At 44.0% G+C, this 23878-nt stretch carries 21 protein-coding genes and 1 other RNA gene; 20 read left to right on the top strand and 2 right to left on the bottom strand.

Annotated elements, in window-relative coordinates; translation table 11 throughout:
• A partial coding sequence (locus tag QZZ55_RS20050; RefSeq protein WP_366512347.1) for a cytochrome b/b6 domain-containing protein occupies nucleotides 1-179 on the bottom strand: 179 nt, incomplete at its 3' end.
• 166 nt (nucleotides 180-345) lie between these two features.
• On the opposite strand from QZZ55_RS20050, the gene QZZ55_RS17895 reads away from it, so the two are divergent.
• The 15 genes from QZZ55_RS17895 to QZZ55_RS17825 all read left to right on the top strand — a co-directional run bounded on the left by QZZ55_RS17895 (nucleotide 346) and on the right by QZZ55_RS17825 (nucleotide 14466).
• Nucleotides 346-1272 carry a LysR family transcriptional regulator gene (locus tag QZZ55_RS17895; RefSeq protein ID WP_293268788.1) on the top strand — a complete coding sequence of 309 codons (927 nt, stop codon included), beginning with the start codon at nucleotides 346-348 and terminating at the stop codon, nucleotides 1270-1272.
• Nucleotides 1273-1375: 103 nt separating this feature from the next.
• Nucleotides 1376-1472, top strand: an RNA gene (ffs, locus tag QZZ55_RS17890) — signal recognition particle sRNA small type.
• Between the two features lie 200 nt (nucleotides 1473-1672).
• Nucleotides 1673-1807: a hypothetical protein gene (locus QZZ55_RS17885; protein WP_293268787.1), complete on the top strand. Its 135-nt coding sequence runs from the start codon at nucleotides 1673-1675 to the stop codon at nucleotides 1805-1807.
• A 372-nt stretch (nucleotides 1808-2179) separates the two neighbouring features.
• Nucleotides 2180-2611: a cytochrome c gene (locus QZZ55_RS17880; protein ID WP_293268786.1), complete on the top strand. Its 432-nt coding sequence runs from the start codon at nucleotides 2180-2182 to the stop codon at nucleotides 2609-2611.
• Between the two features lie 260 nt (nucleotides 2612-2871).
• Nucleotides 2872-3252 (top strand): hypothetical protein, encoded by a 381-nt coding sequence (locus QZZ55_RS17875; RefSeq protein ID WP_293268785.1) that lies wholly within the window; start codon nucleotides 2872-2874, stop codon nucleotides 3250-3252.
• A 113-nt stretch (nucleotides 3253-3365) separates the two neighbouring features.
• Nucleotides 3366-4853, top strand: coding sequence for a TolC family protein (locus QZZ55_RS17870; protein WP_293268784.1), 1488 nt, complete (start codon nucleotides 3366-3368; stop codon nucleotides 4851-4853).
• Nucleotides 4853-6241 carry an efflux RND transporter periplasmic adaptor subunit gene (locus QZZ55_RS17865; RefSeq protein WP_293268783.1) on the top strand — a complete coding sequence of 463 codons (1389 nt, stop codon included), beginning with the start codon at nucleotides 4853-4855 and terminating at the stop codon, nucleotides 6239-6241. The genes QZZ55_RS17870 and QZZ55_RS17865 overlap by 1 nt, the downstream gene beginning before the upstream one ends.
• Nucleotides 6238-9375, top strand: a complete 3138-nt coding sequence (locus QZZ55_RS17860) for an efflux RND transporter permease subunit (RefSeq protein WP_293268782.1) — start codon at nucleotides 6238-6240, stop codon at nucleotides 9373-9375. Before QZZ55_RS17865 ends, QZZ55_RS17860 begins: the two co-directional genes overlap by 4 nt.
• Nucleotides 9376-9566: 191 nt before the next feature.
• Entirely contained in the window at nucleotides 9567-10064 is a 498-nt protein-coding gene (locus QZZ55_RS17855) for a hypothetical protein (RefSeq protein WP_293268781.1), read from the top strand.
• 126 nt (nucleotides 10065-10190) lie between these two features.
• Entirely contained in the window at nucleotides 10191-10496 is a 306-nt protein-coding gene (locus tag QZZ55_RS17850) for a hypothetical protein (protein WP_293268780.1), read from the top strand.
• 72 nt (nucleotides 10497-10568) lie between these two features.
• Entirely contained in the window at nucleotides 10569-11141 is a 573-nt protein-coding gene (locus QZZ55_RS17845) for a cytochrome c (protein ID WP_293268779.1), read from the top strand.
• A 27-nt stretch (nucleotides 11142-11168) separates the two neighbouring features.
• Nucleotides 11169-11582: a cytochrome c gene (locus QZZ55_RS17840; RefSeq protein WP_293268778.1), complete on the top strand. Its 414-nt coding sequence runs from the start codon at nucleotides 11169-11171 to the stop codon at nucleotides 11580-11582.
• A gap of 265 nt (nucleotides 11583-11847) precedes the next feature.
• The gene (locus QZZ55_RS17835; RefSeq protein WP_293268777.1) at nucleotides 11848-13074 is read left to right on the top strand and encodes a multidrug effflux MFS transporter; all 1227 of its coding nucleotides are present in this window, start codon (nucleotides 11848-11850) and stop codon (nucleotides 13072-13074) included.
• A 326-nt stretch (nucleotides 13075-13400) separates the two neighbouring features.
• Complete coding sequence (locus QZZ55_RS17830) at nucleotides 13401-13868, top strand: OsmC family protein (protein ID WP_293268776.1); 468 nt, start codon at nucleotides 13401-13403, stop codon at nucleotides 13866-13868.
• Between the two features lie 244 nt (nucleotides 13869-14112).
• Nucleotides 14113-14466, top strand: coding sequence for a hypothetical protein (locus QZZ55_RS17825; RefSeq protein ID WP_293268775.1), 354 nt, complete (start codon nucleotides 14113-14115; stop codon nucleotides 14464-14466).
• A 3-nt stretch (nucleotides 14467-14469) separates the two neighbouring features.
• Here QZZ55_RS17825 and QZZ55_RS17820 read toward each other — a convergent pair whose 3' ends face one another.
• Nucleotides 14470-14709 carry a hypothetical protein gene (locus QZZ55_RS17820; protein ID WP_293268774.1) on the bottom strand — a complete coding sequence of 80 codons (240 nt, stop codon included), beginning with the start codon at nucleotides 14707-14709 and terminating at the stop codon, nucleotides 14470-14472.
• Nucleotides 14710-15067: 358 nt separating this feature from the next.
• Between QZZ55_RS17820 and QZZ55_RS17815 the strand changes: the two genes are divergently transcribed.
• From QZZ55_RS17815 to QZZ55_RS17795, 5 genes are all read left to right on the top strand, one after another.
• Nucleotides 15068-19918, top strand: a complete 4851-nt coding sequence (locus QZZ55_RS17815) for a hypothetical protein (RefSeq protein ID WP_293268773.1) — start codon at nucleotides 15068-15070, stop codon at nucleotides 19916-19918.
• Between the two features lie 48 nt (nucleotides 19919-19966).
• Complete coding sequence (locus QZZ55_RS17810; RefSeq protein WP_293268772.1) at nucleotides 19967-20629, top strand: hypothetical protein; 663 nt, start codon at nucleotides 19967-19969, stop codon at nucleotides 20627-20629.
• A 14-nt stretch (nucleotides 20630-20643) separates the two neighbouring features.
• Nucleotides 20644-21039 (top strand): hypothetical protein, encoded by a 396-nt coding sequence (locus QZZ55_RS17805; RefSeq protein WP_293268771.1) that lies wholly within the window; start codon nucleotides 20644-20646, stop codon nucleotides 21037-21039.
• Nucleotides 21040-21295: 256 nt separating this feature from the next.
• A complete protein-coding gene (gene fusA, locus QZZ55_RS17800; protein ID WP_293268770.1) occupies nucleotides 21296-23380 on the top strand; it encodes an elongation factor G in 2085 nt (694 codons plus the stop codon).
• A 276-nt stretch (nucleotides 23381-23656) separates the two neighbouring features.
• Nucleotides 23657-23878 (top strand): hypothetical protein (locus QZZ55_RS17795; RefSeq protein ID WP_293268769.1); only part of this gene is annotated, 222 nt, incomplete at its 3' end.

The following is a 23878-nucleotide window of genomic DNA, read 5'->3' as shown; positions in this document are numbered from 1 at the left end:
CCAATGCTTTTATGCCAATTAGGCACAGTCCGATACTCAGGATCATAATAAGTGAGAGAATCGATATATAGGCCAAGAGGGTACATACCAATAATAGCCAACGCCATTAACCAGTGAAGCCCAATAGCGCCCCAGCCATAGTGTGTTGTCTTATTACGAAACTCTTTAATCAGCGCCATGCGTTCCTCAGTGTAAATGCTTTCTGCCTCAAGATAGGGTCAGACTTAGGAAATAAAGTTTAGTTCTTAACCAATGTTAAATTTATTCGTTATAACAGAACATTTTGATGGACACAGTGTAATGGTGCATAATGAATTCACCTAATGCATTAAAGTGATTGCAAGTATGCGCAAAGTGAATTTAAGATCTGTAGACCTTAACCTCTTAGTGGTACTAGAAGCATTGCTGGAAGAGAAGCAGGTAACAAAAGCGGCAGAAAAACTGCACATGAGCCAGCCTGCCGTCAGTAGGGCTTTGCAGCGATTGAGAGATACTTTCGCGGATCCGCTGCTAGTAAGGAGTGCAGAGGGGTATGATTTATCTGTACGGGCCACCCAGATTGTGGGTGAACTAAAAACGGTTTTACAGAGTGTAAGCCAGATTATCTCCGAGCCAGAATTTAACCCCAAGACCTCGAAGCAAGTTGTTAAAATCGCTGGACCAGACTTAGAAACCGCACTATATGTTCCCGATTTATTGGCAGTGATGAGCCAGCAAGCGCCTGCAATGCAGGTCGAGTTGGACTCTAGACCTGCTGACTACTTTGAAATGCTCTCAAGAGGGGATATTCACTTTGCGATATCAGGTGTGCCTCCACAAACAGCAGAAGACCAATTTCACCGAGCATTATTGGATGTTACCGATATCGCGCTCATCATGGGGCAGCATCACCCCTTAGCCAACAAGGAAATTTCACTAGATGAATATTTGCAGGCGCGCCATGCCTATATATCGATAACCGGTAAAGGGCCAGCCATGATGGATAGGCGACTGCGGGAGATGGGCAAAAAACGTAACACGGTCTTGCGCCTTAGTAGCTTTATGTCTGTTCCGGACTTTTGTGAGAAAACAGATTTAATCTTTATGTTACCGACTAACCTCATTAAGAAAATATCATTAGGGAGGGCTGTAGTGAGCCGTGTGCTTCCTGAAGAGTTAAAAGCAGAGCCCTTCCCTTTTTATCTATATTGGCATGCAAGAGACCACTATGACCCCATGCATCGTTGGATAAAGGAAGCAGTATTGCAGCAGGCAGGCCAGCACTCCATATAGATTTTTAGAAAAACACGAGATTATTTTGCATTACAAAAACAGACTGGTATACTGCGCGCCTGTTCTGTGAAGGAACAGAATGATCGACCTGCTATGGTAGCTCTGCCGGTCCTCTCGCAATGATAAATCGTTAACCTGGTCAGGCCTGGAAGGGAGCAGCCACAGCGATGGATTCATGTGCCGGGATGTGGCTGGTGGAGCTATCACCAATTATTCTAAGTTTTTTCGTTTCCAGCATAAAATCCATATAAGTCTGCATAATTTGCACAAAAAACCTGCATAAGTACTATTTTTGTAGTAATACTACGAAGATGGTGGCAATGCTATGTATCGACGTAACCTTAAACATTCCCGCGTAAAAAACCTTTTTAAGTTTGCCAACCTTAAAATGGATAGCGTCATGACCGTTGAATCCGCCTTGGAGTCCGACACCTGCTTCCACTTTGAATATTCATCCGATGTTATTTCTTTTGAAGCTCAGCTTGAAGGGTTTTACTATGGTTTTTTTGGGCAGAAAATTGCCTTATACACCTGATTTCCTAGCATTTGATAAAGTGCACGGTGCTCGTTATATTGAGCTGAAGCCAAAGCGGCTAATCCTGAGTTTAGAATAAAGTTTTTAAAACGCGAGTGTTTTTATGCATAGGAAGGTGCTTTGGAGCAAAGTTTCTTTGGTGTAACGAAAAAGCGCATCTTCAACAGCTAAGAAACAGCATTGGTTGAATAGTATGATGCAAAATGCAAATGGGTAGTATTTAAGGCCTTTATAACAAAGCAACATGGAAAGTGTAATAGCACCCTTCATAAAGTCACCGTAGATTATGTGTGCACGTGGAGTGAGGCGACAAAGCTAAACTAATATGCATAAACAGTACTCCAGATATTAATAACGAAGGTTAGCTCAGGTATGTCGAATAGATTTTTTGCCGCGTACACTCTTTCTATGGCGGTATTTATCAGCGGATGCAGCGATGGGGAGCCGAAAGTCGATGGGCGTTGGTATACGCAATCTCAAGTTGATAATGGCAAACAATTATTCCTTGCACAATGTGCTAATTGTCATGGAGCTTCAGCAGAGGGAACAGCTGATTGGAAAAAGCCATTGGCTGATGGTAAATACCCGCCACCTCCGCTAGATAGCACGGCCCATGCTTGGCACCATCCTTTGAAGGGGCTCAAGCTGACTATTCAAAATGGTGGGATAGCTTTGGGTGGCTCGATGCCAGCGTTTGGCGATAAGCTCTCAGAAGAAGGTCAAAGTGCAGTGATAAGCTTTTTTCAGAGTAAATGGCCTGAAGAAATATACAGTGCCTGGGTTGAAAGAGGAGGCCTCAAGTAAATGGCAAAATGTGACGTAGAAGTAAGCACCAAGGCGTGTTTTTGAGATCAATAGCGAGTAGTATGCGCCGTATCTGTAAATTTATGTTGTCGGGAACTTTAGTACAGATCTAGATTCCAATTGCTAATGGTTGTATAACTGCCAAGCATAAGTCCCACGTATGGCGTGTATTTATTAGTTTTAACATCCCATCAAAATTTTTAGATCAGACTAGGTAGTAGATGAGAGTAGCGGCAAGGAAGGTTTTATTAGTGTTATGTATGCTGGCAGTTACTACTGCGCAGCTATACAGTCACGCCTTTGCTATGCCAATGGATATGAACTCTACGCTATCTCCTCAAATAAACTCGCTTCATATAATGAACTTCAGTGAAGATGTAAATGCCGCTGAAGAAGATTGTTGCGAAAAACCTACTATAGTTGTAATGGATGAACATTGTTCAACTATGGAAGAGCCTAGCACTCATAACTGTGCAGACATGAATGATTGCGCTCAGTCTCAGTGCGTAAGCCCGGTTGGCTGTGGAGTTTCAAACTATATTTTCCATTTAGACACATCGATTACAACTCAAACATATAATAACCACATACTGATTGACCCGAACTCTGGTTCGTTATACCGCCCTCCCATATTCCGTTGATTCACTAAGTCGTTAGTTCGGCTGTTTGTCAACGGGAGACCCTTATAGCTCTCCCGCTTTTATAGAATGTGTCACAAATCATGCAAATGGTTTTGGCTTGAGTGGGTGTGTTTATGTCACCAGTTATATGTTTTATAGGGTGCCGCTATGCGGGTCTGCCCAACGTTAATCTTGACACGTATTATAAAAGTGCTCTGCATTTTTTGAGTAACAGCTATAAACAAGTTGAAGGTTATCTTTCTTTGGCTGCTTCAATAGTTGTTCTAACAGTTGTTGTACTTCCTTCTCTAGTCGTTGCCTCAGAGGCGAATAAGCCGCTAACTCTTGATCAAGCGGTTAGTTTTGCGATTGAACATGACGCGTGGTTATCTGGTAGCAGTTATACCCAGAAAGCCACTGAGGCATTGGCTGAGTCTGCTTATCAATTGCCCGATCCAAAACTTTCACTGAAGATAGTGAATCTGCCCACCGATACACTGGATTTTAATCAGGAGGCGATGACGCAGTTAGTTGCAGGTGTTTCGCAGATGTATCCACGTGGTGATAGTCGGCGTCTTAAGCGACAGCAGCTGCAACAGCAAAGTGCTCAACAACCTTTATTACGCTCAGAAAGGCAGGCGAAACTGACACTGACCATTACTCAGTTGTGGTTAGATGCTTATCAGGCACGACAGAGCATAAAGCTGATTGAGAAGGATCGAGCTTTATTTGATCAGTTGGTAGATATCTCTTTAGCTGGTTATTCCTCAGCGCTGGGGCGTACTCGACAGCAAGATCTTATTAAGGCGCAGCTCGAACAAACCAGAATAGAAGATCGACTGACTCGGTTGCTACAGAAGCAGGAAGTGGTCGAGCAGAGGTTGCTTGAGTGGTTGTTACCATCGGGTAATGGGTCCCGTACTCCAGGTGCTAATCTGTTGTCGGGTTACTCTGCTGAACAGCCAGTAATCCAGTCACTTTATGCTGAGCGCTGGAAGGATAAGCCTCCGAGCAATAGTGAACTGGTAAGTAGCTTTATTCGCCATCCCTCGGTACAAAAAATCGATCAGAGTATTGCTGTGGCAGTAACGGCAGTGCGGCTAGCAAAGCAAAAATATAAGCCGGAATGGGGTATGAACGCTAGTTATGGCTTTCGTGGAGAAGATGCGAGCGGTAGAGATCGTTCAGACCTGTTTAGCGTAGGCGTAACGGTTAGTATGCCGTTATTCTCAAGTATTAAGCAGGACCGTGAAGTTGACGCGGCCACGGCTAGCCAAGAAAAAATCCGTACAGATCGCAGTTTGATGATTAGTCGGATGATCGCCTCCTTTCATTCTGCCCGCACTCAGTTAGAACGGTTGGATCAGCGGCGCAAACTATTTGATCGCAAGTTAATTCCTCAGATAAAGCAGCAGGCAAAGGCCTCTCTAAATGCATATGAATCGGATAACGGGAGTTTTATTGAAGTACTTCGTCCGCGCATTGATCAATTGAATGCTCAGATTGAATATCTGGAAATTAAGGTAGCGAAACAAAAGCAGATTGCTCAGCTTAATTATTTTCTTACCTCAATAGATTCAACCTCAGCAAATGCTTCTCTTAGCGTTTCAGGAGCAGATTAATGAGTACTACCGTTAAAAATATTGGATTAGTTGTGCTGGGAACAGTTATCGGAGCTGCTGGTTTGGGAGCAGTCATGACCAATACACATTTATCCAACAGCTTAGGTGTCGTGTTCGGCGAGGCTTCAATGCCAGTGCAGGCCTCAAAAGCCAGTAATGAACCGCTTTACTGGGTGGCGCCGATGGACCCGAATTATCAAAGGGATAAGCCCGGTCAATCCCCGATGGGAATGGACCTTATTCCCGTTTACAAAGAGGAGAGCTCCGGTGCGGATGCAGGCCCTGGTACGATAAAAGTATCGCCTGAAGTGGTTAATAATTTGGGGGTAAGAACTGCGACCTCAACGATGACTACTATGCACTTTGAGGTGCGTACGGTCGGGTATGTTGGTTATAACGAAGATGAAATTGTGCATGTGCATCCTCGCGTAGAAGGCTGGGTTGAAAAAATATATATCAAAGCTGAAGGGGAGCCGGTTAAGAAAGGGGATCCTCTTTATGAACTCTACTCCCCCTCATTAGTAAATGCTCAAGAAGAATACTTGTTTGCGTTATCCCGAGGAAATCGTGATCTGATTCGGGGTGCTAAAGCCCGGTTGCATGCCTTGCAGGTGCCGCAGCGAACACTGGATGAACTTAGGACGACTCGTAAAGTGAGACAGGCAGTAACTTTCTTCTCTCCGCAAAGCGGCGTGGTAGATAACTTCAATATTCGTGAGGGGATGTTTGTTAAACCTGGTGCGACTTTAATGTCTATTGGTGCATTGGACGAGGTTTGGGTTGAAGCCGAAGTATTTGAGCGACAGGCCAGTGTAATTAGTGCGGGGTTACCGGTCTCTATCCAATTAGATTTTTTACCTGGCGAGAGCCGGGAAGGGATTGTCGATTATGTCTATCCAGTGCTAGATCCGATCACCCGAACATTGAAGGTAAGGATGCGTTTTGATAACAAAGACCGGCAGTTAAAACCGAACATGTTTACTGAAGTGGTCATTCATAAGTATGAAACTGAAGCCTCACTTACGGTGCCTAAAGAAGCTGTTATTCGTGGTGCTGAGTCCAACCGAGTAGTGCTAGCACTAGGTGATGGGCGGTTTAAATCTATCGCGGTTAAGACTGGCCGCAGTGATGGTAAGTTGATTGAAATTTTGCAGGGGGTTAATGCTGGAGAAGAGGTGGTTACTTCCGCTCAGTTCTTACTGGATTCAGAGTCGAGCAAAACGTCGGACTTCAAACGAATGCATGTTGAGCAACAAATGAGCGCTGACGACATGAGCATGGAGGGTCTGGGTATGGACAGCTTGGACATGGAAAATATGGATATGGATAGTATGAGCCTAGACGATGCAGAAAATGAAATGAATCACAGCGAGAAGGTGGCGCTATGATTGAGTCGATTATTCGATGGTCGGTGGGCAATCGTTTCTTTGTCTTACTGGCTACTGCGATCCTAGTGGGTGGCGGCCTATTCTCCCTTAAGAACACGCCGGTTGATGCGATTCCTGACCTGTCCGATGTTCAGGTGATCATTAAAACTAGTTTTCCAGGGCAGGCGCCTCAAGTTGTAGAAGATCAGGTTACTTATCCGTTAACCACGGCGATGTTGTCGGTGCCAGGCGCTGAAACAGTACGAGGTTACTCGTTCTTTGGTGATTCCTACGTGTACGTCATCTTTAATGAAGATACGGATATGTACTGGGCACGCAGCAGGGTGCTGGAATATCTGAGCCAAGTAGCCCCCTCTCTACCCGCAAATGCTCGCCCCCAACTGGGGCCGGATGCGACTGGTGTTGGATGGGTCTACCTATATTCGTTAGTGGATAAAACCGGTCAACATGATATTAGCCAGCTGCGCAGCTTGCAGGACTGGTTCCTAAAGTATGAGTTACAGACGGTGCCGGGTGTATCTGAAGTGGCACCCATTGGCGGTATGGTTAAGCAGTATCAGGTTCGGGTGAATCCAGAAAAATTGCGAGCATTTAATATACCTTTATCGCATATCCAGACTGCCATTCGACGGGGCAATCAGGAGGTAGGTGCTTCTGTCGTGGAAATGGCCGAAGCGGAATATATGGTTCGTGCTACTGGCTATATTCAAGGTGAGGAGGATCTAAGGAATATTCCCCTCGGCATAAATAAGAATGGTACGCCGGTACTTTTAAAGCATGTTGCTGACATCGGTACGGGACCACAAATGCGTCGCGGCGTTGCTGAACTCAACGGTGAAGGTGAAGTGGTAGGTGGCGTGGTCGTTATGCGCTTCGGAGAGAATGCTCAGAAAACCATCGACGGGGTAAAAGCAAAACTTGAAACCTTAAAGCAAGGGCTACCGGAAGGTGTTGAAGTGGTGACGGTGTACGACCGTTCCGGCTTGATTGACAGTGCAGTCGAGAACCTTTGGTACAAGCTTCTGGAAGAATTCATCGTCGTAGCGCTGGTTTGTATCGTATTTCTGTTTCACGTACGTTCATCTCTTGTTGCAATTATCAGCTTGCCAGTGGGTATTTTGACCGCATTTATGGTGATGAATGCGCAAGGAATTAACGCAAATATCATGTCGTTGGGAGGGATTGCGATAGCGATAGGGGCGATGATCGATGGCGCGATCGTAATGATTGAAAATATGCATAAGCATATGGAGCGCACGCCGTTAACCAAAGAGAATCGTTGGCAGATTGTCACAGAATCTGCGTGTGAAGTGGGGCCTGCACTGTTTTTTAGCTTGCTGATAATTACCGTCAGCTTTGTGCCGGTATTTACCTTAGAGGCGCAAGAAGGTCGAATGTTTGCGCCACTGGCGTTCACCAAAACCTACGCGATGGCAGCCTCTGCGGCCTTAGCTATCACATTAGTTCCAGTACTTATGGGCTACTTCATTCGCGGTAAAGTATTGCCTGAACATAAGAACCCGGTAAACCGGTTACTAACCGCTGTTTATATGCCGACGTTGCGTAAAATTCTGGCCTTTCCAAAAGTGACTTTAGGTTTTGCCTTGTTGGTTTTACTGGTGGGCTTCTGGCCATTAGATAAGCTGGGTAGTGAGTTTATGCCGCCATTGGATGAAGGCGATCTGATGTATATGCCGACTACTTATCCCGGTATCTCAATTGGTCAGGCGCGGCAGTTGCTACAACAAACTGACAAACTCATTAAAACAGTACCCGAAGTTGAAACGGTATTTGGCAAAGTCGGTCGAGCGGACAGTGCTACTGATCCAGCGCCACTGACTATGATAGAGACTTTTATACAGCTTAAACCAAAAGATCAGTGGCGTGCGGGGTTGACCACCGATGATTTGAGAAAGGAGCTGGATGATCTGGTTAAAATTCCTGGTGTGACCAATGCCTGGGTCATGCCGATCAAGACTCGTATTGATATGCTGGCCACGGGTATCAAAACACCCGTCGGAATTAAGATCGCAGGACCTGAATTAACTCAAATTCAGGAGATCGGTCAACAGCTAGAAACTATTCTCAAAGATGTTCCTGGTACTGCGTCGGTGTATTCCGAACGAGTTGCCGGTGGGCGTTATATCAAAGTGGATATTCAACGTCAGAACGCCGCTCGATATGGCTTGAATATAGCCGATATACAGCAGGTTGTAGCGACTGCCATTGGCGGCATGAACGTGTCGCAAACGATTGAAGGGTTGGAGCGTTACCCCATCAATGTACGTTATCCGCAGGACTACCGGGATTCTCCAGAGCAACTAGCATTGTTGCCGGTCGTGACCCCGATGGGGCAACGGATCCCATTGGGTGACGTGGCTAACGTCTATATTGAGGATGGCCCGCCGGGTATCAAAAGCGAAAATGCTCGCCTTAATGGTTGGACCTTTATTGATATAGAGGGCATGGATATTGGCAGTTATGTAGAGAATGCGCAGCAAGTTGTAGCAGATCAATTGCAACTACCGCCAGGTTATTCGGTGAGTTGGGCTGGCCAGTATGAATATATGCAGCGCGCTAAGGAGAAACTAACTTATGTGGTGCCTCTGACTCTAGGAATTATCGTGATTCTTCTATTCCTGAACTTTCGCAACTTTGTGGAGGTGAGCATCATCATGGGCACGTTACCCCTAGCGATGGTCGGAAGTGTCTGGTTGATGTATCTCCAAGGCTACAACTTCTCAGTAGCGGTGGGTGTGGGTTTTATCGCTCTGGCCGGAGTCGCGGTGGAGATTGGTGTGATCATGCTGGTCTATCTGAATCAGGCTTACCAGCAGATGTTAGAGCGTTGTCACAAGCAAAATCTTATCCCTCGGGAGGAGACTCTGCGACATGCAGTGTTACACGGAGCAGGTATGAGAGTTAGGCCGGTAATGATGACCGCTGCGGCAATTATCGTTGGTTTGCTACCTATCTTGTACGGAACCGGTACAGGCTCAGAGGTGATGAGCCGAATTGCCGCACCGATGGTGGGCGGTATGGTCAGCGCAGTAATTCTGACGTTGTTGGTATTACCTGCCGTGTATTTCCTCTGGCGCAAACGCTGTATTTCCCAGGTGGAAATTGAGCAGTAATTTTACGCTAAGGTTGGCTGATATTATCCGTGGATTAATAACAGGCAGTCTTTGATTCGTACAAGTTTTGGTGGGAGCGGCTGTCGCTGTAATTTAAAAACAGTGCGTCATTGTCTGAGATTAATGTCGCCAACGTATTTTACAAATTAATCATAAAGCGATTTAACAAAAAGACTAGTGGAGAAATCAAAATGAAATTCAATAAGGTTCTGATTGCAGGTGGTTTGTGTGCAGTAATGGTTAGCGCTGTTGCTAGCGCAGGAAATACAGAAAGTAGTCATGGCCATGATAATGAATCAATGCCTGAGCAGTCGATGTCACAAGGTGATATGTCTCATGACTCTATGGGCAGTAATATGACTCAGAACAAGATGTTTTTGAAAAAGAAGGATATCGATGGCTACACGGTTAGCTTCCATGTGATGAAAGCCGATGAAGGGATGGGCCATGGTGGGTCACATAATATGATGATTAAGGTAGAGCAACAGGGGGCTATGGTACAAAACCTAAAGATTAACTCTAAAGTTGTCTACCCGGACGGTTCAGACGAAAGTAAACCTCTGATGACGATGGGTGGTTGGCAGATGGCAGGTTATGACCTTAAAGAAAGCGGAAAGCACCAATTAATGGTTTTGTTCAAGACTGCTGATGGTAAAAAGCACTTTGGCGGGTTGTATTATGGGGAGTAAATTTCAACTCTAAACCGCCAAAAAAATTGTTCGTGAGACGTGTTACGTCGTAGGTAAAAGGTTTTGCTTCTAACAATACTTTGCACACAAAATATCATACATTTTTAAAATATTTAGGGGTTAATTATGAACAATAAACAGCTTAGCGCATTGCTTGCGATTCCTGCACTTATGATGGCATTTGCTGTGCAAGCACACAGCGAGAAAGAGCATATGGAAAAAGCAGAGAATCCAGATTGTGCCACTATGAATGCTATGGACCACAGTAAAATGGATATGAGTGACCCTGTTGTTATGGCGATGATGCAACAATGTATGAATACTATGCAGCAAGGGACTGCAGAAGTAGAAAATACACCTCATGGACATGGTGAACATATGACCGGTGCTGGCAAGGCAAGTGATCATATGCAGCAAGCTCCCTCTCAGTAATTAAATTCAAAATAGCTTTTAAGTGCCCCTTCCTAATAGCTTGGTAAGGGGGCTTATAGCGGAGATCACTTTATGAGTATTTCAAGTAATGGGGCTTGTTTCAAACGACTGTTAGTCATGTCAGGAGCAGCAATAGGAACAGTAGCGATTGGGGGCGTAGCATTTCTCTATTCAGGCTTGTATTCAATGGGGGCTGATGATCCTCACTATGACGTCACTACTTGGGCGCTAGAAACATTACGTGAAAATTCGATTGCGCGTGCTTCACAGAGTATCGAAGTGCCATCGGACCTGAATTCAGCTGAGCGTCTGCTTAAAGGTGGCGCTGATTACAACGATATGTGCGCTGGCTGCCACCTCAAACCAGGTAAAAGTGAAAATGATTTTACATTAGGCTTGTATCCTGCACCGCCAAATTTAGCCACTATTCATCGAACGGGTGAAGATGAAGAATCAGAAGATCAGCGTAATTTTTGGATTATAAAGCACGGAATTAAGGCTTCTGGAATGCCTGCGTGGGCGCCAGGGCATGATGATACACGTATCTGGAGCATGGTGGCTTTTCTTAAGCGTTTGCCTGACCTAACGCCAACGCAATACCAGATTCTGACAGCGCGTGGGAAAAATGACGCTGCTCATCATTAATGTAGTAGGTACAAAAGGTTAACGATCATGAATAAGAGTAAGTGGGGATTAGGGCTACTTTTAATGAGCTGTTTTTTGAGCAGCGATATTGTTTTGGCTGATCACTTCAATGGTCATGTAGATGTTACGGTGAAAGCTTTATCCACTAATGCTCAAAAGGGGCAGTTAGCTTTTAATCGTACTTGTGGAGCATGTCATGGTGAAAATGGAGAAGGGACTCTTAAAGGGCCGCCTTTGATTCATGGCATTTATAATGCTGGGCATCATTCTAATAAGTCGTTTTACTCAGCGGTACGAAATGGCGTGCAACAACATCACTGGCCTTATGGAGATATGCCTGCACAGCAAGGGGTAGGTTTTTCTGAAATGTCTGCTATTGTGCAGTTTGTACGTGAAGTCCAGCAACAAAATGGAATTGTTCAGAAAAAACACAGAATGTGATTTGAGCTAAGAATATATTACAGATAAAAGGGTGATTCTCTCTACGTTGTTGTTTTACAATGCTTTATCGTCACTAGCTGTGTTGTTGCCCATTGCAACGAAAAGTGCGATACATGGCGCGCCCATCTCTATAAATCGCAATAAATTGTTGTCACTCTTATATTCGTGTTTCTACAATGCTTTTTCGATGTTTATTAGAAGCTCTCTAGCAATTCTGCTTTTAATGGTTTTGTGTCCTTTTGTGAAGTCTTAGTTGGTATATGTGATGTCTAGATTAAATAGTCAGTCTGGATCTGGCTTTAAAGAGTTTGTTGTCTTAGTAGCATTGCTTACTTCTATGATCGCCTTAGCGATAGATGCAATGCTGCCTGCATTACCGCAAATAGGTGCAGATTTTAATATAACGGACAGCAATGATACTCAGCTTGTCGTAGTAATGATTTTTGTTGGCCTGTCACTTGGGCAATTCATCTATGGCCCCTTATCAGACAATATTGGCCGTAAACCCTCCATTCTAATAGGTATGGGATTGTTTATCGTTGGAGATTTAGTCTCTCTTTTTGCTAATGATTTTAATACATTCCTGCTGGGGCGGTTTTTACAAGGGTTGGGTGTAGCCAGCCCGAAAGTAGTCTCTATCGCATTGATTCGTGATCTTTACGTGGGTAAGGCGATGGCACGTGTTATGTCATTCATGATGACTATTTTTATCTTGGTGCCTGTACTGGCTCCGGGGCTGGGGCAGCTAGTACTGATGGTTAGTGAGTGGCGCTCCATATTTGTAATTTTTCTATTATTGGCTGTAGTTCTAAGCATCTGGTTTAGTGTCCGCATGCCTGAGACTCTTGTCCTAGAAAAGCGTCGTCCGATGACCCTCGATTACCTTATTAATAGTAGTAAAGAAGTACTGACTCATCCCACTGCTATGGGTTATACCTTGTTATCAGGTATTGTATTCGGTGCTTTTATGGGATACCTCAATCTAGCTCAACCTATTTTGCAACAGCAGTACCAACTGGCAGAGCAGTTCCCTATTTATTTTGGTGGATTAGCGGCAGCTATTGGATTATCGACACTGGCTAATGCCCGTTTGTTAAGTCGATTTGGTATGCAGTTGTTATCAGTGATTGCGCTAGGGTCTATTGCTATTCTTTCACTCTTATATTTGCCTATAGTGCACTGGTTCAATGGCCATCCTCCGCTTGTAACACTCATTTGTTATCTGCTGTTGGTTTTCTTTTCGGTAGGTTTGCTATTCGGTAACCTTAGTGCACTTGCGATGGAGCCCTTGGGGCATATAGCAGGCATAGGGGCAGGGGTGGTTAGTTCATTGTCTACTTTGCTAGGAGTGCTGCCTGGGGTCATTATTGGGCAGCTTTATAATGATACTCTCTACCCAATGGTGACTGGCTATCTGATTCTTTTCAGTCTGGGTTTGTTGATTGGTTTGCGGCTTTATCGGAATTCGGTTGGGAAAGTTGAACCGGCGTGAGGAACCCAGGAAATAGTAAATATGATCTCTTTACGGTCTTGCATTAGTTATAAAAATACTCAAATAATGAGCCTCTTAGACCTTTAGGAAGTAAAGGGTTAAGGCAATGATTTTTATGGCTAATGATATATGATTCTAGAATAGGGATTGGACGCATAGAGTAACGGATTGGTTTATTTTTGAAAAACCGCGTCTGTTTATCTCCTTGATTTATATAAAATTAATGCTTATTTTATGATTGCTTGAACCCCAAAGAGGGCGCGAAAGTAGCAGTAAGGCATAGGCTCTTGAATAACCTGTTAGGCAACCCTCAATACGGAGTTAAAATGTCAGAATATTTCGCCAAAATCAATTGGGTACGAGATGGTAGTGAAAGTTACATTGATAACAAATATAGCCGAGGGCATGAATGGATTTTTGATGGCGGTGTAACCGTTCAAGCTTCATCCTCTCCTCACATTGTTCCTTTACCTTATTCTGTTGAAGAAAATGTCGATCCAGAGGAGGCTTTTATTGCATCGTTGTCTAGTTGCCATATGCTATTCTTTTTATCTATCGCAGCGAAAAGGAGATATGTGGTTGATTCATATGTAGATGAGGCTGTAGGTATCATGGAAAAAGACAGTGATGGTAAAATTTCAATGACAAAAGTCACACTTAAGCCACATGTTCAATTTTCGGGGGATAAAAAACCGACAATGGAACAACTTGAAAAAATGCATCATCAATCGCATGAGCAGTGTTTCATCGCTAACTCGGTGAAAACTGAAATCATTACGGAAATTGTAGCCTAACAAGCTGTTAACCAAAGGCAAAAAGGCTGTTTTGCCCATTAGTATGAGTCAACCACTGTTTAGTAGAAGATTACGAATGTCTTAACGCTCTGCTCTTTGCCGATGTTTGCAGCGTTAAGAGGCCAAAATGAGTACTTTGTTTCTATCTGTTAATCGGACAATTTTCTTGCTGCCGTTACTAGAATGTTTCTAATCTTAATTGCTGTAGATTTCTCAAAATTGTATAGGGATGTTTGGTGAATATATGAAATTTTTCCATCTTGTCACTGTATTTACGTTAATGGCTATGTGCTCGGCAAATGCAACTGCATCTGACTTTGCTGCTTTAGGTGTAGTACTTGGCGGAGGGGTGATTATGGTTGTCAATGTTTTTTTTGGTATTTGGGCCTGCACTGTTGCCAAGAAAAAAGGTCACACGAAAGCTTTGCCAATTCTAGGTGTTATAGTTTTTTTAATATTCATCGGTATAAAAATGATTAGTGGCGAGGCTAATCACATGGCGGATAGTGATACTGCAGGAATGATAAATATTATTTTGTGGCCCGGTATTTTATCTTTTATAGCTCCGTTTTTTATAAGAAAGAATGATCACGAGTGAATATCACCTTTTTTCATCATCATCCATGAAATCTTGCCATTCATTTTGATGGTAAGCTTCAGAGTTCTTTAATATACAGAAACTTTTATCGTCATTGGTTACCAAGCTTATACAGGCGTGGGTATCGCCGTCATCTAGTGATAGCCTTACTTCCATGTCTTGATCTTCGAAGCTTTTCAGCTCTTCGATCAGTTGTTTTATTGTTTTTCCTCGGGTCACCCAATCAGGTATAGCGTGCTTCATATTTTTTGTGTCCAATAGTAATTAATGCGCATTGTGCTAACCATTCAGGCTGGCATTGTATCAGTATGTTTTTGACTCTTTCAGCTAGACAATATCAGCACAATCAAACCGCGCACAGTGGGTATTGAAGTAGTAAAACGTAGTTCGTAGAATCGGTTATTTACTTAAAAAAATTGTTTATCATCATACTTACATTCACGAAATTATCTGCTCCTTTGCTTTGGAGCAGTAAGCATGAATACTCTTCAAAAGACTGATAATTACTCAACCCAGAGAGCGAAACTCTTGGAATGCTGGCTTTATGCAATTCTAAACTGATACTATTTCCTTAGAAAGATTCAGGGATTAACTATTAGTCATGAACATATTTCTACGTAGCGGCACTAAGCTGAAAAGCTTATATATGACGTTAAGCTCATGTTGGCATCTTACCCTAGCTAGTTTTGGTGCGGGTTTAGTCTTGGCTTTATCTCTCCTTTTCATCAATCCTGCTTTAGCAGAAAATCTTTATCCTCAATTAAAATCTCCTTCAGCTCAGGCCATTGGCGGGAACTGGAAACTCGTTGTGCTGGATCAGGAAAATAAGGCGATTCATCAAAATCATATTGTCATGTGGCCTCCGGTAAAACATATTTGTGAAAAGAATGCTGAAGACCTTTGTTATTATCATTTAATTGATGATCCTGAAAAAAAATGGGAATCTTCTTATATTACATACGATTACGGTTATTTTGATCGTGGATTAGAAGTCAGCGGCAACACGCTTAAATTTAGTCATGCATACGGAATTACTGGGCATTGGGGTTCCGACTCCCAGATTGAGTTTTCTTCTGGACAAGGGCTGGGTACTTGGGTGTACTCCGGGCGGGGAGGTTTGTCCGGGAAGGAGTCATGGACTCGACTCTTCCCTGAAATTACTCACATAGACTTTGGACGTGCAGCTCCTATTTATGATGTAGACATGAATGCCTCACCCGAAAACCGTGTTGAATTTGGTAAACGTGGGCATGTATCAGTCGATTATGATGAGAAATACTGGGATCCAGAACAGAGTTGGTTTCCAAACCGGCCAAAGTTTTTCATAAGAGTTTTCGGAGAAAATTTGTGGGGTTTTCACGCGGCAGATATTAAGAACGAAATAGGTTTGAATGTTTATGGCTGTCATAAGATAACGGATGAAAACTCCACTAAATTTATGAGTGTTATAGGGTGGGGATGTACCGTTGAGGTTAGGCCGGGTTCAACCAGTGGCAGAAAAATATTCAGATTGGATAATTTAGAAATACCCTTTGATCTAAATATAAAAGGCAAGCCTGATTCGCGCCCTAAAATCCAATTTGTTGATACCAGTGGTGAGTTGATTCACGGGGTTATGGAGGGGCAGGTCTTTTCAGTTCAGGCCGAGTTTAATGAAGGGGGCACTGTGAAGGGCGCTTACACTGCGTCTGCCATTCAAAACGATAAGACGGTGTCGATACCCATGCGTGTAACCGATAATCCACGTGTTTTCACAAGTGGGTTATATCGTGTTATGCAGCCCCATTTGGTTGAGAATGTTTGGTCTGACTGGAGGGCTATGGGTGAAGATATTGAGATACCAGCACATGTAGCTCAAGTATTGTCCGACCATTTCTCAGGGACTTGGCAGGTGCATCAAAGTGATGAGTATGGTCGATCAGCACTGACTGGCGTGGCGACTGTTTCAAAAGACGGCCACAGAGTTGAGTTGAGTTTTGGGGCTGATGATAAACAACGACATTTTGAGATGTACGATGCCAACGTAGGGCTAACGCCTGATGGCAACGCGCCTGCCCATTGGACAGGTTTTTTTGCTGAGTACGCAACAACCCCCGAGCATACACTTGATCCAAGGGTGACAAATCTTTGGTTTCCCAAGTCTGACGCAGATCTGAGCTTCACATTGAAAGAGACCGATGAGGTATTGGGCGTCTATTATTTAAATAAAGCACGCGAACCTAGCTTGATTGAGGTGTCTTTTTCGCAACCACTTAATAAAGAATGGTTGGCAGGTGATTGGCTGTCAAACGAAGGCGTTACACCTGTTGGGAAGGGCGGAGCGACAATTTGGACGCGTAAGGCGCCTCAAATAGATAAGGTTATAGTGTTAAGGAACCAGCGGCCAGGTGCTTTTGGCAGTGAGTATCCAAAGGACTTCTTGAAAGAAGGTGCTCCGCAAAGGTACCGCCGTTTATTGATCATCGGTGAGAATTTACCGCCGGATGGGAACATTAAAGACCACTCGGGTACTTTACCTGAGTCAAGTGACCCTCTTATTGAATACACACGTGTGTATATTGAAGAGGATAATTATGAGTTTGTTTTAAAAAAAGCATTTGATGATCGAAACATGAAACGCCTGCCTGCGGGTAAGGAGTACATGGTAGTGAACGCTTATTTTGATTTTGGCATTGCCGCTGGACAAAAGACGCTGTCCTTAGCTCAAGCAAAAGGCCGTTGGGATCTAAGGTTTACTGATGCGTCTGCGGATTTACGTTTTACGAGAAGTTTTTCTTCCGGTTCAAAAGCATCATTGGACGTATTGCATCGTAATGATGCGGCTTACCTTGCGATTGAGTTCGAGCACGATAAACACCTAAAAAATAAGAAAGAAATTGAGTTAGCGATTTTTGCCGGAAAGGATAAGCCTTCGTTAATGGGTAAGGTTGTTGCTAGGCGTGTGATTGATGAACTCAAACCTGAGTTTCGAACGGACCTGATCTACTTCGATTATGACTATTTAGAAAAGTACGATAGCCAGATGTATCAGGGGGAAGGGTTACATATCCCTGTTGAATTGGGCTTGGTGCTCTATGCTCTGCCAGTGGATTCTGGCATTGCAGTTGATGTGGTTAAGGTAACCATTGATGAATCTGATCTGTATGTTGGCGAGTATTGGAAGAGTGCATTAAGTTTTGTGAAAGCTGCGGGAGGCAAAGGTGATCTGGAGAAGCCGATTGAATTTGCGATGAAACCTGCCGAAGGATACAACAAAAATCTATATATGGCTGGTGTTCTTGATGACCGAAATCGAAGAATTGATTTACGAAATGGAGACCATGCGGCTGCAATATTGATACGTGATGAGTTTGTTAGGCGAATGGCTGGGTTGTTGCCTAAGTACGCTGCACAAGCGAATAGCCCTGCTGAGGTGCAGCGTGTTATTAAAAAAGCGCGGTCAAATATTTCCTCTGCAAAGCACGACCCTTTCTGGAAATACACTACTAAAAACTCTCTGTATTTTCCGGGCGGCATTCCGCTATGGGAGTTGTTAGATACGGATGATGTGATGAAGCGGTTTGGTTGGGGAAATCGTAGTGAAACCGAGGTATGGGTTTTTGATGCCATTGAAAAAGCGATGAAACAACGTGTTAAGGATATGAGGAGTGCCAAGGAGCGAGCAGAAAAGGCACCGGCCTACAAAATTGAAGAGCTGATGATGTTTGCGGGCTATCGTTCACCTGAAATTATCGATTCTATCACGGCTCGCTTAGTGGTGAAAAAAGAGGGCCGCTGGGTTCCCGATAAGCAGGCAATTCGCTTTGTAGAAGGGCTCTACAGTGCTGGTGCTGCTATGCGTGCGCTCGATGCATATTCTGAAATCGACAATATTTACAATATGTTAGCACTGGCTGTCATTACGGGCGGTACGGCGGGGGCTCTGGAGTTGGGAGGGCTTTCAACGGCGGCTGCTTATACTTCGTTTATCATGAACACTGCAGATATGGTGCTCTCTGGAGGCTTCGGTCTTCATCAATACATGAAAGGTGAAATGGATTATGAGACTGCGAGCGGCATCACGCCTATCTATGGTGATGAAGTGATGCGTGAGGCAGTTGCTAATCGGCAAAGTGGTTTTATGACAGCGATTGGAATTCTATTCCCGGGGCAGGCTGCTGTACGTGAAGCATTAGGGATTCCGGGATTGAAACAGATTGCTAGCGGTAAAGGAATAGCAGGGAAGGTCAATGGAGATAAAACGAAACTAATGGGTTTAGAAGAGGCCGATAAAATGGATGTGTTGGCTTATTATAAAAGTTTACGCGATCGACGACTGAAACTGGCAACGGGGTCTAGTGTGCACCCTAAGTTGACACCTGAGGATTATAAAAATTATCGAGAGTTACGCAAAGCCCTAAACCCTAATTTGAAAAAGTTGCCGTGGGAGATGACACAGGCCGAGCGCGGCGCTCAACAGGCACTTCGAGTAGATGAGGCGTTAGACGCAGCTTTAGAAGAGCGTAGGGTTACCGCGCTTAATGAAGCCCTCCTAGAAACGGTAATTGAGCCTGCATCGTCGAGTGCTCGTTCTGTTGAGGTTGCGAAAACAGAGGCGTTACCGCCGATACGAAAGAATACCCCTGCGATTGAAGATTCAAACAAAACAAAAATCATCCCTCATGATCCTAGTAAAACAGTGGGTATTCCCGACGATTCATATAAGACGTTGCCTATTCCAGACGACCCACATAAGACGGTGGGAATATCTAATGAGAGGCCAATGGATCAACCAACGCCTGGTTTTGGAATGAGTCCTGTTGACCACAATGCCCCGCATATTAAAGTTAAGCCTGAGCCAATTGTTGATTTGGGCCTTAATGTTGAGTTAGCAGGGGGAAAAATTGACACTCCTTTTCAAGGGCGTTTAGACATGGATGCGTATCAAGAAGCCCGGGCTCGTTACAGTCGACAAAAAACGATGGAAAGGTTGGGTGATGAAATTGAGGAGTTTGAACTTGAAAATAGGTTACAGAAAGGGAGTAAAGCATACGAAGAAGGCTTGGATAAAATTCGCTTAGATTGGAAAATAAAAGCCGATAGCGGCGAAGTAACATATGCGCGTGAGATGGCCGAACTAGAAAAAGATCATGTGGTTATGGAGGTGGTGGAAAAGCATACAGGTTATCGTATGAGGTCCGATTATACTCAGCTTGATATAGAGCGCATTCGTCCCGGCCGTAAACTATCTAAGGAGCAAGGCGTTGTGGGGGTTTTATTGAAACGCTTCATGCGAAAGGAAGGTCAACTCACAGCAAAGCAGCATCTAAGCGCAATCAAAGAAATCGGTTTAAGTCGTAGTGAAGCTAAAGCTTATATCGTCGATTGGTTGAATCCAAACGGCGCATGGAAAGATACCTCTTCTATGTCGAAGTTTGCAGATAGGTACTTGGACTGGTCTGGGCTCAAGTAGCTACTGACAGTGCTATGAGAATTTCCTAATTGGTGGCGGGGAAGTAGTATGAAAATTTTATATTTTGTTTTTTCTTGTAGTGTTGCTCTTGGATTTTTGACTGCGAATGTCATGGGTGGCGACAATGTTTTGTCAGGGAAATATACGTTAGTAGATATAAGACGAGCAAGCAATGTGGCAGGTGGGACCATTGACGAAAGGGCAACCCAATTACTGGGTTCTTCTGCTCTATTTGAAACCGTTTTATCATTGCCAGGGAAAAGTGTTTGCAGCCATTGGGTAGCCGTTGAGTCGCCGAGTAGTGTTGTGAATATTCATGACCCCATGCTTTCTGATACTCAGATTCCACCCTTAGACGGCGATGTTTCCAGTGGAGATAAACGCATCAATATTTCAATTAATTTAATGTGTAAAGGTAAGGCTTTCTATTCATTAGTTAAAGTAGATGAAAGAGTGCTCATTGCAGCCAGCAGTTCAGGGCTGGGTTATTTTATTTTCGAAAAACCATTGTCTGAAAGCCAAACAAATAAATTACAGTTCCAACTCAAGGATATGAAGTTTTATTCGGGTACACCATCATCTGTGTGGGGGGAAAATAGTCTATTGGGATTATCACTTTATGCTGAATACCGAGGTTCTGAGTACCGGTTCTTGCGTACGGCTCTTACGGAAAATATTCTGGATGGTTTATATGTACTAAGTGGACACTAGAGAAGGTTTGAAAATTGATCAGCTACCTAGTTAGGTTGCTCTCTCTGGGCATTATATTATTTCTTTGCTATGGGTGGTGGGTCTCCAGCCAAGCCAGATATTACCAAGTAGAGTTGGGGTCTAGCCTTGAAGAAAAGTATGGGTTTAATACAGGTTCACCCATGGTTATAGCGGGAGGTGATCCGGTAGAAGTATTGACTATATATCCGAAAGCCGGAGGGTTAATGGAAACCGCAGGCTTTGAAAACGGTGATATTGTCTTATCCACGTCACTAACGGGTTTTTACAAAAGTCTTTCTGAATCTAAAGGGGTATTGAACATTGAGGTCGTGAGCGGAGGAGATGGAGTTCCCATAGGAGAGCGGGATAGACGAGCGATTACATTAAACAGTGTTTTATGGGGGCAGTAACTAGTACTATGTGCGGTATCTACCATTTTATGCTTTAGATCCCTCAAGGCCAAAGAGAGTAGTGCTCGGCTTGCTGATAGATTTGAAATAAAAACAGCATGTAAGAAGCTTGCAAAGTGTTGAAACAGCCATGTTTTGACAAAAATCTACTCTTTTATCTAAAAAAAGGCTTTCTTCTACGGAAAACCTCCACAATTACATTCGAAATCCTGTACTATATAGCGCATTTTTACGCCCTTAACATTCGAGTAAAGACATGGCTGACTTATCACACTACCGTAACATCGGTATTTTTGCCCACGTAGACGCGGGAAAAACGACCACTACAGAACGTATCCTGAAACTGACAGGTAAAATCCATAAAACGGGTGAGGTTCACGATGGTGAATCTACAACCGACTTCATGGAACAGGAAGCTGAGCGCGGAATTACTATCCAGTCTGCTGCGATCACCACTTTCTGGAAAGATCACCGCATGAACATCATCGATACTCCAGGACACGTTGACTTCACTGTTGAAGTATACCGTTCCCTGAAAGTACTGGATGGTGGTGTTGGTGTATTTTGTGGTTCTGGTGGTGTTGAGCCTCAGTCAGAAACTAACTGGCGTTATGCAGATGAGTCGGGCGTTTCTCGTATCATCTTCGTAAACAAGCTAGACCGTATGGGCGCTGACTTTCTTAAAGTTGTAGATCAGGTTGAGAATGTATTGGCTGCTAAGCCACTCATCATGGTTCTTCCTATTGGTCGTGAAGAGGACTTTGTCGGTGTTGTTGACCTGTTATCTCGCCAAGCATTTGTTTGGGATGACACGGGTCTGCCTGAAAATTTCGAGATTAAAGACATCCCTGCCGACATGGTAGAAGATGTTGAAATGTACCGTGAACAGTTAATTGAAACTGCGGTAGAGCTAGATGATGATCTAATGATGGCTTACATGGAAGGTGAAGAGCCTGCTATGGAAGACATCAAGCGTTGCATCCGTGAGGGTACTCGTGATCTTACTTTCTTCCCAACGTACTGTGGTTCTGCATTCAAAAACAAAGGCATCCAGCTTATTCTTGATGCTGTTGTAGATTACCTTCCAAGCCCAACCGATGTTATTCCACAAGATCTGACGGATGAGTTTGGCGAGCCAACAGGTAAAGTTGCAACTGTTTCCACTGATGAGCCTTTCCGCGCACTGGCATTTAAAATCATGGAGGACCGTTTCGGTGCTCTGACCTTTATTCGTGTTTACTCTGGTACGTTGAAGAAAGGCGATACCATCCTGAACTCGTTTACAGGTAAAACTGAGCGTGTTGGTCGTATGTGTGAAATGGAAGCCGATGAGCGTAAAGAGCTAGACTCTGCTCAAGCCGGTGATATTTTTGCAATCGTAGGTATGAAAAACGTACAAACCGGTCACACACTTTGTGATCCTAAGCACGAATGTACGCTTGAAGCCATGGTCTTCCCTGAGCCTGTAATCTCGATTGCAGTTACACCTAAAGATAAAGGTGGCGCTGAGAAGATGGGTATTGCGATCGGTAAGATGGTTGCTGAAGATCCTACCTTCATCGTTGAAACTGATGAAGATTCTGGTGAAACTATCCTTAAGGGAATGGGTGAGCTTCATTTGGATATCAAAGTAGATATTCTGAAGCGTACTTACGGTGTTGAGCTCATCGTGGGTCAGCCACAGGTTGCATACCGTGAGACTATTACTCAGCCTCTAGAAGATTCTTATACCCATAAGAAGCAGTCTGGTGGTTCAGGTCAGTTCGGTAAGATCGACTACCGTATTAAGCCGGGCGAGCAGAACACTGGCTTTACGTTTGTATCTTCAGTGGTAGGTGGTAACGTACCTAAGGAATTCTTCCCAGCTATCGAGAAGGGTTTCAAGAGCATGATGGGTACAGGTCCGCTAGCGGGCTTCCCTGTACTGGATGTTGAAATTGAACTTTACGATGGTGGTTATCACGCGGTTGATTCCTCTGCGGTTGCGTTCGAAATCGCTGCTAAAGGTGCTTTCCGTCAGTCCATGCCTAAAGCGGGTCCGCAATTGCTGGAGCCTGTGATGAAGGTTGACGTGTTCACTCCTGAAGATCACGTTGGTGATGTTATCGGTGACCTTAACCGTCGTCGTGGAATGATCTCGGGTCAGGAAGCTGCAGGTTCAGGTGTTCGTATCAAGGCTGATGTTCCTCTGTCTGAGATGTTCGGTTATATCGGGTCTCTGCGTACTATGACCTCTGGTCGTGGTCAGTTCTCTATGGAGTTTTCACACTACGCTGCATGCCCTAACTCAGTTGCTGAGAAGGTTATTGCTGAAGAGATAGAGCGTAAAGCTAACAAGTAATGTTTTCTTAAGTCTTGTTTCGAAACCCCGGTGATGCAAATCATCGGGGTTTTCTTTTGTCTGGGGTCTTTCTAGGCAGCATAATGCGCTGTCAATACGGGTGGGCGAGGTAATGACGGTCACAGTAATATTATCGATGTGTTAGTGGCTTTATTGCTAAGGGTGGTAAAACTAATTGGCGCCTTAAAAAAAGCCAAGCTGATACTGTTTGGTGTCTTGCGTAGAGCGTTTGTTTTGCAACATAGTAGTTTTCAAGAAATTTCCTAGGAATTGATAATGACGAAAAAATTCAGCGTATTGATTGCTGTTCCCGCGTTAATGTTAGCGTTTTATGCACAGGCTCATGATGAGAAAGAGCATATGAAAACAGCTGAAAGTCCAGATTGTGCGGCTATGAGCGGCATGGATCATAGTAAAATGGATATGAGTGATCCTGTTGTGATGGCAATGATGCAGCAGTGCATGGATAGTACGGATCATGAGTTGGAAGAGTCCAGT

Origin of the sequence: Neptunomonas sp. (genome assembly GCF_016744175.1) — a bacterium.
Classification (GTDB): domain Bacteria; phylum Pseudomonadota; class Gammaproteobacteria; order Pseudomonadales; family Balneatricaceae; genus Neptunomonas.
The sequence above is the reverse complement of the archived record's forward strand: the minus strand, read 5'-3'. Positions and strand labels throughout refer to the sequence as shown.

Coding starts and splice junctions, on each gene's coding strand:
- QZZ55_RS17895 (WP_293268788.1), top strand. CDS start 346: ATGCGCAAAGTGAATTTAAGATCTGTAGACCTTAACCTCTTAGTGGTA.
- QZZ55_RS17885 (WP_293268787.1), top strand. CDS start 1,673: ATGACCGTTGAATCCGCCTTGGAGTCCGACACCTGCTTCCACTTTGAA.
- QZZ55_RS17880 (WP_293268786.1), top strand. CDS start 2,180: ATGTCGAATAGATTTTTTGCCGCGTACACTCTTTCTATGGCGGTATTT.
- QZZ55_RS17875 (WP_293268785.1), top strand. CDS start 2,872: ATGCTGGCAGTTACTACTGCGCAGCTATACAGTCACGCCTTTGCTATG.
- QZZ55_RS17870 (WP_293268784.1), top strand. CDS start 3,366: ATGTCACCAGTTATATGTTTTATAGGGTGCCGCTATGCGGGTCTGCCC.
- QZZ55_RS17865 (WP_293268783.1), top strand. CDS start 4,853: ATGAGTACTACCGTTAAAAATATTGGATTAGTTGTGCTGGGAACAGTT.
- QZZ55_RS17860 (WP_293268782.1), top strand. CDS start 6,238: ATGATTGAGTCGATTATTCGATGGTCGGTGGGCAATCGTTTCTTTGTC.
- QZZ55_RS17855 (WP_293268781.1), top strand. CDS start 9,567: ATGAAATTCAATAAGGTTCTGATTGCAGGTGGTTTGTGTGCAGTAATG.
- QZZ55_RS17850 (WP_293268780.1), top strand. CDS start 10,191: ATGAACAATAAACAGCTTAGCGCATTGCTTGCGATTCCTGCACTTATG.
- QZZ55_RS17845 (WP_293268779.1), top strand. CDS start 10,569: ATGAGTATTTCAAGTAATGGGGCTTGTTTCAAACGACTGTTAGTCATG.
- QZZ55_RS17840 (WP_293268778.1), top strand. CDS start 11,169: ATGAATAAGAGTAAGTGGGGATTAGGGCTACTTTTAATGAGCTGTTTT.
- QZZ55_RS17835 (WP_293268777.1), top strand. CDS start 11,848: ATGTCTAGATTAAATAGTCAGTCTGGATCTGGCTTTAAAGAGTTTGTT.
- QZZ55_RS17830 (WP_293268776.1), top strand. CDS start 13,401: ATGTCAGAATATTTCGCCAAAATCAATTGGGTACGAGATGGTAGTGAA.
- QZZ55_RS17825 (WP_293268775.1), top strand. CDS start 14,113: ATGAAATTTTTCCATCTTGTCACTGTATTTACGTTAATGGCTATGTGC.
- QZZ55_RS17820 (WP_293268774.1), bottom strand. CDS start 14,709: ATGAAGCACGCTATACCTGATTGGGTGACCCGAGGAAAAACAATAAAA.
- QZZ55_RS17815 (WP_293268773.1), top strand. CDS start 15,068: ATGAACATATTTCTACGTAGCGGCACTAAGCTGAAAAGCTTATATATG.
- QZZ55_RS17810 (WP_293268772.1), top strand. CDS start 19,967: ATGAAAATTTTATATTTTGTTTTTTCTTGTAGTGTTGCTCTTGGATTT.
- fusA (WP_293268770.1), top strand. CDS start 21,296: ATGGCTGACTTATCACACTACCGTAACATCGGTATTTTTGCCCACGTA.